The organism is Paraburkholderia sp. SIMBA_030 (genome assembly GCF_046535245.1).
In the GTDB taxonomy this organism is placed as follows: domain Bacteria; phylum Pseudomonadota; class Gammaproteobacteria; order Burkholderiales; family Burkholderiaceae; genus Paraburkholderia.
In genome coordinates, this window is sequence record NZ_JAWRXB010000012.1 from 134,793 (window position 1) to 149,487 (window position 14,695).

11 protein-coding genes are annotated in these 14,695 nt (G+C 62.9%); 5 read left to right on the plus strand and 6 right to left on the minus strand.

Annotation, left to right across the window (positions count from 1 at the left end):
- Nucleotides 1-211 precede the first annotated feature (211 nt).
- Nucleotides 212-1,648, minus strand: coding sequence for a sigma 54-interacting transcriptional regulator (locus SB772_RS21605; protein WP_410835237.1), 1,437 nt, complete (start codon nucleotides 1,646-1,648; stop codon nucleotides 212-214).
- 1,293 nt (nucleotides 1,649-2,941) lie between these two features.
- On the opposite strand from SB772_RS21605, the gene SB772_RS21610 reads away from it, so the two are divergent.
- Entirely contained in the window at nucleotides 2,942-3,229 is a 288-nt protein-coding gene (locus SB772_RS21610; protein WP_410835238.1) for a hypothetical protein, read from the plus strand.
- Nucleotides 3,230-3,306: 77 nt separating this feature from the next.
- Here SB772_RS21610 and SB772_RS21615 read toward each other — a convergent pair whose 3' ends face one another.
- Complete coding sequence (locus tag SB772_RS21615; protein ID WP_410835358.1) at nucleotides 3,307-3,549, minus strand: hypothetical protein; 243 nt, start codon at nucleotides 3,547-3,549, stop codon at nucleotides 3,307-3,309.
- On the opposite strand from SB772_RS21615, the gene SB772_RS21620 reads away from it, so the two are divergent.
- Both SB772_RS21620 and SB772_RS21625 read left to right on the plus strand, forming a co-directional pair.
- A complete protein-coding gene (locus tag SB772_RS21620) occupies nucleotides 3,503-4,546 on the plus strand; it encodes a bifunctional nicotinamide-nucleotide adenylyltransferase/Nudix hydroxylase (protein WP_410835239.1) in 1,044 nt (347 codons plus the stop codon). The two genes, SB772_RS21615 and SB772_RS21620, sit on opposite strands and share 47 nt — an antisense overlap.
- 60 nt (nucleotides 4,547-4,606) lie before the next feature.
- Nucleotides 4,607-6,049 (plus strand): nicotinate phosphoribosyltransferase, encoded by a 1,443-nt coding sequence (locus SB772_RS21625; RefSeq protein WP_410835240.1) that lies wholly within the window; start codon nucleotides 4,607-4,609, stop codon nucleotides 6,047-6,049.
- Between the two features lie 25 nt (nucleotides 6,050-6,074).
- Here the strand turns inward: SB772_RS21625 and SB772_RS21630 are convergent, their stop codons facing one another.
- Together SB772_RS21630 and SB772_RS21635 are read right to left on the minus strand one after the other, a co-directional pair.
- Entirely contained in the window at nucleotides 6,075-7,907 is a 1,833-nt protein-coding gene (locus tag SB772_RS21630; RefSeq protein ID WP_410835241.1) for an ATP-binding cassette domain-containing protein, read from the minus strand.
- A 4-nt stretch (nucleotides 7,908-7,911) separates the two neighbouring features.
- Complete coding sequence (locus SB772_RS21635; RefSeq protein ID WP_410835242.1) at nucleotides 7,912-8,787, minus strand: extracellular solute-binding protein; 876 nt, start codon at nucleotides 8,785-8,787, stop codon at nucleotides 7,912-7,914.
- A gap of 150 nt (nucleotides 8,788-8,937) precedes the next feature.
- Here SB772_RS21635 and SB772_RS21640 point away from each other — a divergent pair, with 150 nt between their 5' ends.
- A complete protein-coding gene (locus SB772_RS21640) occupies nucleotides 8,938-9,816 on the plus strand; it encodes a 2OG-Fe(II) oxygenase (protein ID WP_410835243.1) in 879 nt (292 codons plus the stop codon).
- A 7-nt stretch (nucleotides 9,817-9,823) separates the two neighbouring features.
- Here the strand turns inward: SB772_RS21640 and SB772_RS21645 are convergent, their stop codons facing one another.
- Entirely contained in the window at nucleotides 9,824-11,263 is a 1,440-nt protein-coding gene (locus SB772_RS21645; protein ID WP_410835244.1) for an MFS transporter, read from the minus strand.
- Between the two features lie 313 nt (nucleotides 11,264-11,576).
- Complete coding sequence (locus tag SB772_RS21650) at nucleotides 11,577-12,461, minus strand: oxaloacetate decarboxylase (RefSeq protein WP_410835245.1); 885 nt, start codon at nucleotides 12,459-12,461, stop codon at nucleotides 11,577-11,579.
- A gap of 159 nt (nucleotides 12,462-12,620) precedes the next feature.
- Here SB772_RS21650 and prpR point away from each other — a divergent pair, with 159 nt between their 5' ends.
- Nucleotides 12,621-14,624 (plus strand): propionate catabolism operon regulatory protein PrpR, encoded by a 2,004-nt coding sequence (prpR, locus tag SB772_RS21655; protein WP_410835246.1) that lies wholly within the window; start codon nucleotides 12,621-12,623, stop codon nucleotides 14,622-14,624.
- Nucleotides 14,625-14,695: the final 71 nt, after the last annotated feature.

Below are 14,695 nucleotides of genomic sequence, written 5' to 3' on the forward strand. Positions count from 1 at the left end.
CGATGGGCTGTGGCGCCGCGCAGAGATGAGGTTTGGTTTTATGGCTCCGCGCGTGAGGGCGGCGCGGGACCGCTGCTAATGTATTAGCGACACGGGGGGTGGGGGACAAGTTCCTTGTAAAAGCCGCCTGCATCGCGCGCCGCAATCGACGCGGGCGTATTTGCCGGGGTGAGCGGCCGGCGGGCCGCTGGGGCCGCGAGCAACTGTGGGACTAAACCAGTGACGGCGCCTGCCGCTCCGCCTCGCCGTCGGCATCCGCGCCGCCGTTCGCACTCGACGCGCGCCCGGCCGGCTGGTCCTGATGCAGACGGTTCGCATGCATCAGGCGATAGAGCGTCGCCCGCGAAATGCCGAGCTCAGCCGCTGCTTCGGAGAGCTTGTAGCCGTGCCGCTGCAGGGCATGCTCGATCGCGTCTTTCTCGGCCTTGCTGCGGATTTCCGCCAGCGTGACGGCCGGTACGTTCGCCGATTCCGGCAAGCCGAGATCGCTTGCCGTGATAAAGCGCCCATCGCTCATCACGATCGCGCGACGCACGCAGTTGATCAGCTCACGCACATTGCCTGGCCACGGATAGTTCGCCATTGCGACGATCGCGTCGCTCGACAGCCCGCGCAGCTTGCGCGCGCCGTCCTGCTTGTACATGCTGAGTGCATAGTTGGCGAGCAGCTTGATGTCGCCGCCGCGTTCGCGCAACGGCGGCTCGACGAGCCGCAGCACGCATAGGCGGTGATACAGGTCGGACCGGAAGCGGCCGTCTTCGACTGCCTTATCCAGATCGACGTGGGTCGCCGAAATGATGCGTACGTCAACCTTGATGGAGCCACTTCCGCCCAGCCGCTCGATCGTGCCTTCCTGCAGAAAGCGTAGCAGCACCGCCTGGCATTCATGTGGCATATCGCCGATCTCGTCGAGAAAGAGCGTGCCGCCATTGGCGCTTTCGATCCGGCCGATCTTGCGTTGCAGCGCGCCGGTAAAGGCGCCGCGCTCGTGGCCGAACAGTTCGGCCTGCAGAAGGCTTGGCGGAATTGCCGCGCAATTGATCGCGACGAACGCCTGGCCGGCGCGCGGCGAGCGCTCGTGAATCGCACAGGCTGTCAGTTCCTTGCCGGTACCCGACTCGCCGGCGATAAACACAGGTGCATCGGTCACGCCGCATTTATCGATCCGCCGGTACAACTGCTGCATCGCTTCGCATTGCCCGACCATGCCGTGCCGCCCGAGTGACGGCTCCGGCAAAACCTGTGTATGCCGCAGACTCGACAGCCCGTGGGCGTGTCCGAGCGCGAAAACAAGCCGGTCGTTCAACCACGGCCGGGTCACGAAATCGAAGCAATAGTCGAGGATGAAGCGGCTGACCAGTTCATCGTCGGCCTGCCCCGGCGCGATTTGCGCGACCCAGTTGGTTTCGACGCGCCGCATGCACGACGCCAGCGCCGACAGATGCTGCGAGCTGCAGTTGCCGGGCAATTCGACGAGCCCCACCTTGATGTTGTCGCGCTCGATCATGCGCTCCGCGATGGCGGTGCTTTTGGCATGCACCGCTTGCCAGCCCGAAGCCGCGAGAAAGCTGGCGAGATTCTGGTCGGGCGAGTTCGACACATAGAGCACGGTGCGCCCCGTGTCGCCAGGTGTGCAGGTCGTATTCATGTTACCCCCGGTTCGATGCTGCTCTCTCGAGAGCTATTCGATGCATTGGGCGGGGCGGCAAGCGTTGCCGACCCTCGGCCAACTGAGCCAGCCGGGTCCGTCCGCACGGACTCGAGCATGGTTTTTCGTAGCCGCATTCGAGCGCTGCTGCGGGTGCCCGGCGGTCACGCATTCACGGTAGCGGCAATGGCGGGGGCACGGAACGGCGGCGCGAGCCGCAGGTTTCACGCATGGGACAGAAAGCGGAACAGCGCGCGGCGCTGAATCCGCCAAACAAACTCATCCCCGAATTACAGTAACCGTTATACCTCATTGGTCTGATTAAAGGCGCTCTATTTGGCGCATGGCTTAACCATAAGCGAAAGTTTTTTCGAGCGCTATACAAACAAATCTGGATTAAGAAACAATTTCGGGGTGGCGGCCTACCTGGACCTGCCGTTCATAAATAGTCTGGAAATCCCCGCTGTGAGCGGCTGCGCGTCAATCTTGCGGCGGATACGACGCGTCGAGGCCGCCATGTCTCAGGTATGCGACAAATCGGGCGGTATGCCGAAATGGCAGCTTCGTGCACAGAGGCATCGGCACATTTGACCGATTCTCGCGGCAAAGCGTTGCCAGAGGTGGCGCGTAAGGGTTTTCATCCGGCGGCGATAACACGAGCCGCGTGTCCGCAGTACGCCAGCGCGTCCGCGCAACGCGTGTCGTGCACGAATCATCGCGTGACGCGAAGTACCGTCCGGCAGCGTGCGCTGCACCACACATTGCCGTCCGGCAAGGGTTTGAGTACGGGTGGCATAGCCATTGCGACAGGTGAATCGCAAGCGAAATACATTGCAGTCGGGAAGCCGGAAGCGCGGGGACGCAGCCGGTAAAAATAGCCGACGGCAACCACGGACTTCGTAGGCGCGGCCGGGGAAAGCCAATGCGTCTTACGAGGCTGCGGCGGGGCCACTGATAAACGGATGTCCAATAAAAACGGCACGAATGATCGATACGGCGTATCGGCTGTTCGTGACCGGGATGACGCGAAGCGATGACCTCGCCACTTTTTTCGTCTTGTTGGACGGAACTGAGGAAGCGTGCTCGCGCTGTTCGTCGGCGCATGACGCACAAAACAGGGAAGGGCAGCGCACGGTCAGGGCCGGCCGGCGCGAAGAAGAAGCACAGAGGAGTGGCCCGAGTCTCCAGAGAGAGGCGCACGTTACGAGGTAACCAGGAGCCGTGTCTGCGCATTCGCGCAGACACGGTCCGCCTGGAACCGGCCTTGGTAAGGCCTATCATTCGGGGGTTGTCATGAATGAGAACAGCAAGCTGGCCGTATCGCGGCCGGACCGCCGCACCACGGATCGCGGTGCCAATTTTTCCTATCAGCGTCATTTTGCGCCGCCGCGTGCGTTGTTCGCCGCGCCGTCGGCCGATTTGCTGACGCTCGTGATCGCTGACGCGATGAAGCGCAAGGCTCAGGCAGAGATTCAGGGTGATGCGCTGCGCGACGCGATGTACGAGATTCCGGCTTCAGCCGAACGAAGCCGCGATAACGGCCCCGACATCCGCCGCACCGAGCACGACGAGTACACCTGATACGCAACTGTCTGCCGCGGTGCGAAGATAGCGCATCAACTGCCGCGCGACGAAAAACACGTGAAAGAGGCGCTCGATCATGGTGTGCCGCTCGTCACGTCGGCCAAAGACAGCACGCTGGCGCAAGGCATCGGCTTGCTGACCGACTTACTGTGGCCGGCCATCGCCGGGTCGCCGACAAAAACCCATTGACGACAAAACAATCGAACAAATAACATATCTGCACGGTTGAAGGACAGACCCAAAACCGCCAAAACCTCTTGAGGGAGCCTCATGAGCACAGCATCATCCCCGAAGCGTTTCGACGCGGTAATCTTCATTGGCCGCTTCCAACCCCCGCACCGCGGACACCTGGACGTCCTGCACCGGGCATTGGCATTAGCCCAAAAAGTCTGCATCCTCATAGGATCGACAGACAAACCTCGCACGATCAAAGACCCGTTCTCATTCGAAGAGCGCCGCGAAATGCTGGCGTCCATGCTGGACGCGGAAGACCGCAATCGCGTCACCGTCACGCCGGTACAAGATTCCACGTACAACGATGGCGACTGGCTCCGCTGGATCCAGGACGCGGTAGCCACAGAACTCGGCGAAACCTCGGGCAAAAAAATCGCGCTGATAGGCCACGAAAAAGACGCATCTTCGTACTACCTGCGCATGTTCCCGCAATGGGAACGGATCGATGTGGAAGCAACGGAAGACATCTCCGCCACGGAAATCCGCGAGCAGTTATTCGCCGAACGCAGCAACAGCTTCGTGCAATGGGCGGTGCCGGCCCCAGTCTTTGCGTGGCTCGAACAATTCCGCAAGCGGCCCGAATTCGCGCAACTGAAATCCGAAGCCGAATTCATCGCCGGTTATAAAAAGGCCTGGGCCGCGGCGCCTTATCCAGTGACCTTCGTGACGGTCGACGCGTTAGTCGTCCATTCCGGCCACATTCTGCTGGTGCGACGCCGCAGCGAACCCGGCCGCGGCTTGTGGGCGCTGCCGGGAGGCTTCGTCAATCAGGACGAGCGGCTCGAAACCGCATGCATTCGCGAGTTGCGCGAGGAAACCGGGCTGAAACTGCCTGAACCCGTCATGCGCGGTTCGCTGAAGGATCGCCAGGTATTCGACCATCCGCATCGTTCGCTGCGCGGACGTACTATTACGCATGCGTTCCTGTTTCACTTTCCGCTCGGTGAATTGCCGCGCGTGCGGGGAAGCGACGACGCCGACAAGGCGCAGTGGATTCCGCTAAACGTATTGGCGACCATGCGCAATGTGATGTTCGAGGATCACTTCGATATCGCACATCACTTTCTGGGCAAGCTTTGATTGACCCCCTCCGCCGGGATAGACCTGGCGGCAACTCAACGGCCTAGAGGAGTTCTAGCCATGCAAGACGATATCGACGGTCTCAACGATATTTCCTCGATCCTGTCCAATCTGATCCTCAACACGGATTCGTACAAGGCGTCGCACTACCTGCAATATCCGCCTGACGCGTCGGCGATGTTTTCGTACATCGAGTCGCGCGGCGGACGCTATGACCGCACGCTGTTCTTCGGCTTGCAGATGCTGATCAAGGAGTATCTGTGCCGGCCCGTCACGGCGGCGATGATCGATCAGGCGAAGGCATTTTTCGCAGGCCACGGCGAGCCGTTTAACGAAGCCGGCTGGCGTTATATCGTCGAGCGCTATGACGGTTATCTGCCGGTGCGGATCCGCGCGGTGCCGGAAGGTTCGGTGGTGCCGACGCACAACGTGCTGGTCACGGTCGAATGCGACGACCCGCGGGTGTTCTGGCTGGCCTCGTATCTGGAGACGATGCTGATGCGCGTGTGGTATCCGATTACGGTTGCCACACAAAGCTGGCATCTGCGCAAGACTATCCGCGGTTATCTCGAGAAGAGCAGCGACGACCTCACGCAACTGCCGTTCAAGCTGCATGACTTCGGCGCGCGCGGCGTGTCGAGCGCGGAGTCGGCGGCGATCGGCGGCTCTGCGCACCTCGTCAGTTTCATGGGTTCGGATACGGTGCTCGGCGTGGTTGCGGCGAATCACTACTACAACGAACCGATGGCGGCGTTTTCGGTGCCGGCTGCCGAACACAGCACGATCACGTCATGGGGCCGCGAGCGCGAGACCGATGCGTTTCGCAACATGATTACGCGGTTCGGCAAGCCGGGGGCGATTGTTTCAGTGGTGTCCGATTCATACGACCTGTTCGCCGCGCTCGAGGTCTGGGGCACGGAACTGAAGCAGGCGGTGCTCGATTCGGGCGGCACGCTGGTGATCCGTCCTGATTCCGGCGATCCGCTGACGATCGTGCTGCAGACGATGCGGACGCTTGACGCGTCGTTTGGGGCGACGGTGAACAGCAAGGGCCGCCGTGTGCTCAACAACGTCAGGGTGATTCAGGGCGACGGCGTGAATCCGGATTCGATCGAGGCCATCCTTGCGGCGATGGATGATGCCGGATACGCGGCGGATAACATTGTGTTTGGAATGGGTGGGGCGTTGTTGCAGCAGATCAACCGCGATACGCAACGGTTTGCGATGAAATGTTCGGCGATCAAGCTTGGCGACGAGTGGCACGATGTGCACAAGGATCCTGTTACGGATGCCGGCAAGCGGTCTATGAAGGGGCGGCTTACTTTGCTGCGGAATCGTCATACAGGCGAGTATCGGACTGCGACGCTGCCGCTCGCCTGGGATGATCGCACCGTCGAGGGGGATTGGGATGAGGCGCTCGTCACGGTGTTCGAGTCCGGCAAGTTGATGATCGACGTGACGTTTTCTGACGTAAGGGCCAGGGCTCACGCGGGTGAGGGTTAAGGATTTTGGCCAACGGCAAAAAACCTCAGTCCCAAACCGAAACGCCGTCGGCCAAAAATTCAACCCGGCACTCAACCCCTTCGCGCAGGCGCGCATCTTCGCTTGGAATATCGAACCGCAAACCCGCGATATTCACGCGAACATACCGCTCGCCGCGCCGTAGTTCGACGGCGTCGACCAACCCGGAATAGTCCCCATTGGGCGAGATCGCAACCGAATGAGAAGAAACCCGCCACATCACCCGCTGCCCGGCAGCAAACGCAAATTCACGATTGCCAGTCGCGATCACCAAACCATTGCCGATATCGACCCGCCCCGGCGCCGTCACCACCCCTTCGCCGACATTGTGCAAGCCAAGCAATTCAGCCACTCGCATCGAAGCCGGCCGCTCAAAAACGGAATCGATAAAACCCGCCTGCAGCACGCGCCCCTGTTCAACCACCAGCACCTCATCCGCGAGCAGCGCCGCCTCATCGGGATCATGCGTGACGATAATCGTCACCGCTGCAATCTCGCGCTGCAACGCCCGCAACGACTGCTGTAACCGCCGCCGCCGCGGCGTATCAAGCGCGGCGAACGGTTCGTCGAACAGCAGCAACTCGCTATGACGCGTCAGCGCGCGCGCAAGCGCCACCCGCTGCCGCTGACCGAACGACAGTTGATGCGGCAAGCGCGCAAGCAGTTGCGCAAGGCCCAGATGGTCGAGCCAGTACCGCGCGCTGGCCGCATCGGCATCGACGGGAAACGCCAATTGTCGCGCCACCGTCATGTGCGGAAACAACCCGTAGTCTTGCGGCATGTAGCCGATCTGGCGACGCTCGGGCGGCAGCGTGCTCAAGTCGGTTGCGCCGAGTTGCACAGCACTCGATGCGTTGGATTCGAGCCCGGCAATCAATCGCAATGCCAACGATTTGCCGGAGCCGGATGGCCCAATGATCGCAAGGCGTCGCGTGGCGGGCGCCCATGCTATGTCGAGATCGAATCCGCCCAATTGCCGTCGTAAATGGAAAGCGAGGCGCAGATCGGCTGTCTCAGCGCGGCTCGCGGTTGGATTCGCGTTGGGTTCCAACGCGTCGTCGCCGTTTTCGGGTTGTTCGATCGCGGCAGCATACCTGCCGCTGTAAATCGACAGCGCCGCGCAGACGATCGCAATCGCGAGCGTCGGCAGCAGCAAGGGCATCATCGCCGGCAAACCCTGGCCGCCGAACACCACGTAGGTGTAAACAGGCAACGAATACGGATGGTATGCAACCATCACGGTCGCGCCGAATTCGCCGAACGCACGCAACCACGCGAGCGCAAGTCCGGCGCGAACCGCAGGCCACGCTACCGGCAGCATGACCTGGAAGAAGCGGCTGCCGGCATGGTGGCCCAGCGTCGCGGCGACATCGTCGAGCACCGGGTCGACGGCCGCGAACGCCGATTTCGCAGCGATGATGAGGAACGGCGCGGCCACGAAGATTTCCGCGAGCACGATGCCGGCGAACGAATCCGTCAGCACGCCGCCCGTGAAACGGCCGACCCAGCTATACGGTCCGAGCAGAAACAGCAGGAGCACACCGCTCGTGAGGGGCGGCAGCGCCAGCGGCAATTGCACGATGAAGCCGAGCAGCGCCACCTTGCGCGCTTTCGAGCGCGCCAGAAAATAGCCGAGCGGCACGCCGCCCAGCAGAATCACGAGCGACGCCACACTTGCGCTCGCCGCCGACACGCCGACTGCCGACCACGTCGCGCGCCAATCGACATTCGCCCAATCGGCGGCGCCGAGTTGCGGCACGCTCGCGATGAACGGCGCACACAGATAGACGGCAAGGAGCGCCGCCAGCCACAGCAGCGGTCGCGCGGCGGTACGTTTCATCGCGTTACTGTGCGGCGTCGATCACGGCCTGCACCGAAGGCGGCATCGCTTGCACGTTGCCGCTCACGGTGGGCTTGACGACGTCCACGCCGTGCTGCTTCAACAGCGTGCGGCCCTGTGCGCTCAGCAGAAAGTCGACGAAGCTGCTTGCGCCCGCATGGTTCGGCGCGTCGCTGAGAATCGTCAGCGTGTAGCTGGCCTTGGCCTGCAATTCGGGGGCCGGGCGGATCGCCGGAATCTTCAGGTCGGAGGTTTCAGTCGAGTAGAAGAAGCCGGCGTCGAGCTGGCCGGATTGCAGGCGGCCAACCAACGTTTCCTCGGGCAAAACCTGCGCGGGATTGTCCGCCGCGCCGAGCGTTTTCTCGACGAGGTCGGGCTGATGGTAGAGATTGGCCGCTCTGGTCACCATCTCGACGGTGAACGCACCCTTCGGATCCAGTTTCGGATCGGTGCGGCCGACGCGGATGCCCGGTTCCTGCAACACCTGATCCCAGCGCTTGCTCTTGAAGTCCGCGGCGAATTTGCTTCGCGGGTTATAGCCGATCATCAACGGCGACTCGGCGAAATTCACGTACCACGTGACGTGATCGCCGTTCGCTTCACCCATCAGGCTGTCATTCACCTTCGGGCTCGCGCTGATGAACACGTCGCCGCGCCGCAGCTTGCCCTTGATCTCGTTGGCGATCTTGTTCGAGCCCGCCGCGTAGCCGCGGAACTGCTGGCCGGTGGCTTTCTCGAAGGCCGGGCCGACGCTGCGCTCCATCAGATTCACGAGCGAACCGGCGTACAGCACGTTGACCGTGTTGTCTTGCGCGAAGGCGGGTGCGACTGTCGCCACGCTAGTGACAACCGCGAGAGATGCGAGCAGCTTGCGGATCATGCGATAACCCCGATTCGTTATTAAGAGCGCTATATTACGACGTCATCGCATTGCGTTGTCAGTCCGTGCAAACAATCGCCCCAGCCTTGCGCTTGCCTTGATCCGGCCAGATGATGCAGTATTTCGTCACGCCGACGAACGGGGAATGCTATGCCTGTAGTGGATGCAGCCTGGGAACACTGGCTGGGTACCAACGTTGAGCGCGGTTGCAGCATGGAGTCGATGATCGATTCGATGGTGCAAGCCGGTTTCGCCGCTGAAGTGGCCAGCGCCGCGGTGCACAAGGCATTCGGCACGAACGTGGCGACCCTGGCGACCCTGGCGAAGGGAGCGACCGAGGCGGTCCTGCCGAAAGCCGCGCCGCAAGCGTACCAGTATGACAATGTGCCTGTCGCGCGCGGCAATCTGATCCGCGCGCACGATCGCGATGTCAGGGTGCTGATGCGCTGCGAGCGGCCCCAGTTGATCGTGTTCGCCGACGTGCTGTCGCCGGACGAGTGCCGCGAGATGATCGAACGTTCGCGTCACCGGCTCAAACGCTCGACTACGGTCAATCCCGAGACCGGCAAGGAGGACGTGATCCGCAATCGCACCAGCGAAGGTATCTGGTTTCAGCGTGGCGAAGATGCGTTCATCGAGCGAATCGACCGGCGCGTGTCAAGTCTGATGAACTGGCCGGTGGAGAACGGTGAAGGGTTGCAGGTTTTGCACTACAACACTGACGGCGAATATCAGCCGCATTTCGACTATTTCCCGCCGGATCAGCCCGGCAGTGCGGTGCATACCGCGCAGGGCGGGCAGCGTGTGGCGACGCTGATTGTCTATTTGAATGATGTGGCTGACGGCGGGGAGACGATTTTTCCGGAAGCTGGCTTCTCGGTCGCTGCAAAGCAGGGCGGGGCGGTGTATTTTCGGTATATGAATGGGCAGCGGCAGCTTGATCCCTTGACTTTGCATGGCGGCGCGCCGGTGCTCGGCGGCGATAAGTGGATCATGACGAAGTGGATGCGGGAGCGGGGTTACGGCTGAGGCGTCGTCAGCCTTTTGCCGGACCTTCGGCGCCGCGCGAACCGCCGCCGATGCTTTGGCCGGCGTCGTGCGCAAGACCCATGTAGCCGATCACCGATATCAGCGTTAGCGCGCCGGCAAACAGAAACGCGAGGCGGAAGTCGTCGAGCGTAAACACGCGGCCCGTCGTCTCGCCATTAAAGAACGCAGCAGCGCGCAGCGATACGGCGCCGAAGGCGATGCCCAAGCCAATCGTCATCTGCGCCGCGGCGCTCCATAGCGTGCTGGCCGCGCTCATCTGCGGCTGTGCGACGTCGGCGTAAGCAAGCGTGGCAAGCGTCGAGAATTGCATCGAGCGCGCCACGCCGTAAATGAAGACGACGAACAGCACGAGCGCGAGCGGCACGTTCGGCGTCAACAAGCCGCACGCGATGATGAACACGCCAGCCACCGTCACATCGACGATCGACACCATCCGGAAGCCGTAGCGCTGCAAGATGCGCGTGGTCAGCGCCTTCATGCCGAGGTTGCCTAGCGCACTGGCGAGCAGCAGCAAGCCCGATTTGAACGCGGACAAGCCGAAGCCGACCTGGAACAACAGCGGCATCAGATACGGCACCGCGCCTATGCCGATGCGCGTCAGCGAACCGGTTACCACCGTCACCGAAAAGGTCGGAATCTTCAGCGTCGATACGTCGATCAGCGGATGCGGATGCCGCTTCGCATGCTGGAACGCCACCACGCCAACCAGCAAGCCGCCGGCGATCAACGCGGCGGCAATCCACGGGTTCTCGCCAGGCTGGCTTGCCAGTTCGGCGCCGTACAGGATCGCCGTCAGCGTCGCGGCGCTCAGCAGCAGACCCGCCACGTCGAGCGGCTTGCGTTCGCTGCCGCGCAGGTTCGGCACCAGCGCGAGCGCAACAGCCATCGCCGCCAGACCGAGCGGCACGTTCAGCAGAAAGATCCAGCGCCACGACGCGTAGGTCGTGATGAATCCGCCCACCGGCGGTCCGATCACCGGCGCGGCGATCGCCGGCCAGGTGATGGTCGAGATCGCCTGCATCATCCGGCTCTTCTCGGTGCTGCGGACCACGATCAGGCGGCCCACCGGCACCATCATCGCCCCGCCGATGCCTTGCAGAAGCCGCGCGGCGGTGAACTCGGTCACGTTCTGCGACAAGCCGCACAACACCGAAGCCACCGTGAAAATGCCGATCGCGCTGAAGAACACCGTGCGCGAGCCGCAGCGGTCGGCGACCCAGCCGCTCGCCGGAATGAAAATCGCCAGCGCCAGCATGTAAGCCGTCATGCCGAGGCTCAGGCTGTTCGGGCCGACGCCGAACGAATGCGCCATCTGCGGCAACGCGGTGGCGATCACCGTGGTGTCGAGGTACTCCATGAAGAAGGTGGCGGCCACGATATACGGCAGCCAGCCGACATGCGAATGGCGTGCGCCGGCGCCGGTCATTGCGCCATCCTGATCGCGCCGCGCGTGGATCCGATGACGTCGCCACCGTGCCGGCGCGCACGGCAAGATTTGGACTTCATGTTTCTGCGGCTATCTTTCGAACACATGTTTCCGGCATCCCCAGTAGAGGTGGACGGGCAGCGAGATCGCGGCCGACGGTGACGTGGCAGTGAAAGATCGCGCATGGCCGCTAGCCCTGAATCCTAACGCAATTAAGCGAACGCTACCGACGGGGTGGGCGGTTGCAGGGCGTAAGTCAAGCGGCCGGCCGGCGCGTGCAGGCTTGCCGGAAACACGTGGGTCTTCGCGTCGATCAATCCTTCGCCGCGTATTCGCGATCGAGCTTGTCGTACAGCGGCTTGTTGACGAGCCGCTGGCGTTCGCTGAACGGTGCGACCAGCGTGGCGTCTTCGTCGAGGCGGCCATTGCTCCTGAGCGTGCCGAGCGCGCGTTGCATGCCGAGCACCGCGCCTTGCAGCGCCGCGTTCGCGTACAGCACGATGCCGTAGCCAAGCTTGGCGAGCGCTTCGCGCGATTGCACCGGCGTCTTGCCGCCAATCACGATGTTGATCAGTTGCGGCTTGTCGAACAGCGCCGGCAGGCGCTCGATGTCGGCGAGCGATTCGGTCGCTTCGATAAACAGAATGTCCGCGCCGGCCTCGATGAAGCGATGACCGCGCTCGATTGCGTCTTCGATGCCGTGCACCGCGGCCGCATCGGTGCGCGCCATGATCTGCAGATTGCCGTCTTCGCGGGCATCGACGGCCGCGCGAATCTTGCCGACCATTTCGCTCGTGCTGACCACTTCCTTGCCGGCGAAGTGGCCGCATTTCTTCGGCATGATCTGGTCTTCGAACTGGATCACGTCGGCGCCGCTGCGCTCGAGCACGCGCACGGTCTGGCGCACGTTCAGCGCATTGCCGAAGCCGGTATCAGCGTCGACGATCAGCGGCAACGCGACCGCGTCGCGAATCCGCGCCGTGTGTTCGGCGACTTCGGCGAGGCCGATGAAGCCGAGGTCGGGCAGGCCCAGCGACATGTTGGTGACGCCCGCGCCCGTGATGTAGAGCGCTTCGAAGCCGGCGTCCTCAATCACGCGCGCGCTCATTGCGTTGAAGGCGCCGGGCACGAGCAGGCCCTGGCGTTCATTGACTTTGGCGCGGAAGGCGGCGCGGCGGGTAGCAGAAGTAGTGGACATGATGGTTTGTCTCCGGGTCATCTGAAATGGGATAGAAAAGACCAGCATAGTGTGCAGGAAGCATGCCAATTGCCGGTGCGCGGATTTGCGCTGAACAATCAGTAGGTTAGGCGCTAAGGCGCGGCACGGTGGTTCATGGCAGAATGGCGCACCTGTTCCATGAAACGTTTCGTGGAACGTTTCAGCTATGAGCGGAGTGCAGCGGTGTCCACTTTCACGTCCCTTGCCAACCAGAACACCAGCCATCCAGGCGTTGCCCTGGTCAGTATCAGCCGTCTGCAAACGCTTTGCGAAACCGTCGCGCCGCGCTACGCCGGGCGCGCCAGGTTTTTCCCGGTCCGCGAAGGCTACGGGGCCGCCGTCACCGCGTTGCAGGCCTATGTCGATGCAGGCGCGGTGGACGTCGTGCTGGCGGCCGGATCGAACGGCGCCTACTTGCGCGACAACCTGAACGTGCCGGTCGTGATGGTCAAGGTGAACGGCTTCGACGTGTTGAGCGCGATCACCCGCGCCACCACCACGTGGCTCAGCGCGCAGATCGGCCTCGTGCTGCACGAAACGATCTCGCACGAACTCGCCGACCTCGGCGCGTGGCTGAACGTCGGTCTGAAGCAGCGCGCATACCGTTCGATCGACGAAGTGCGGCTCGCCGTCGACAACCTGGCCGCCGAAGGTTGCGGCGTCATCATCGGCCCGGGCATGGCATGCGATTTTGCCCAGCAAGCCGGTCTGGAGAGCGTCTTTCTGTACTCTCTCGGGGCAGTCGAAGAAGCGTTCGAGCGCTCGGTCGAACTGGCACGCGTGAGCCGCCAGAAGGAATCGAAGCGCGTACGTCTGAACACGATCGTGGCGCACCTGCGCGATGGCGTTGCCGCTTTCGACGATGCCGGTCAGCTCGAAGCCGTCAATCCGGCGATGCTCGATCTGCTCGGCCTCGAGCGCGAACAGGACGTGCCCGCGCAACTGGCGCGCGCCGTCGGACCGCTGTTGCGCGAGACGCTCGAACACGACACGCCGATCGAAGAGCGAATCGAGCAGATCGGCGGCCGTGCGTTGATCGTCAACTGCGTGCCGATCGTCGAGCACGGCGCGCGCTCCGGGTCGGTGGTGACGGTGCAGGACGCGCTGGTCGCGCAGCGAATCGACCGGTCGCTACGCACCAGCCAGCGGCCGAAGCATCTGGTCGCGCGGCACAATCTGGATGACCTGATCGGCGGCTCGGCGGCGCTCGAACGGGTGCGGCGGCTCGCGCGCGCGGGTGCCGCGCACGATGCCACGGTGCTGTTGAGCGGCGAAAGCGGCACCGGCAAGGAACTGGTCGCGCAGGGCATCCACAACGCCAGCCGGCGGCGCGGCAATCCTTTTGTCGCGTTCAATTGCGCGGCGTTGCCCGAGGGACTGATCGAGAGCGAACTGTTCGGTCACGAAGAGGGCGCCTTTACCGGCGCGCGACGCGGCGGCAAGCCGGGCCTCTTCGAGATCGCCCATACCGGGACGATTTTCCTCGACGAGATCGGCGAGATGCCGGCGGCGCTGCAAAGCCGCCTGCTGCGTGTGTTGCAGGAGCGCGAAGTGATGAAGCTCGGCTCGGGACGCGCGACACCGATCGACGTGCGGGTGATCGCCGCTACCCACCGCGATCTGCATGCGCTGGTCGAGCAGGGCATGTTTCGGGCGGATTTGTATTTTCGTCTGAACCTGCTTCAGATAGAATTGCCGCCGCTGCGCGAACGGCGCGGCGATGCCGCCCAACTGGCGCGGCACTTGTTAAACCGCAGCGCACACCAATATGGACTGTCGAGCGCGGCGCTCGAGCGGGTGCTGGCGTTCCTCACGCCCTTGTTCGAGCACTATGCGTGGCCCGGCAACGTTCGGGAGCTGGAGAACCTGCTGGCGCGCGCCGCGATTTATCTGAGCGATCCGGCCGGCGAAGCCTGGCAGGATCTGCAAGCGGTGTTTCCGGAGTTCGGGCGGATGAATCAGGCAGCGGCTTTGCCGCCGTTCGATGCTGCGGCCAATGCGGCCAGTGGCGCGCAAGCCCGCGTCACTCCGACCCGCGATGACGTCATGCGCGCTCTCGCGCAGTCCGGCGGCAACCGCGCCGCGGCAAGCCGGGCGCTCAGGATCGGCCGCACAACCCTGTGGCGGCTGATGAAGGACTGATCCGGCGCGATAGCCGCCGGTAGATCGGTAAATAGTGTCAGACTATTGCTATCATTAAAACAATCCGCTTT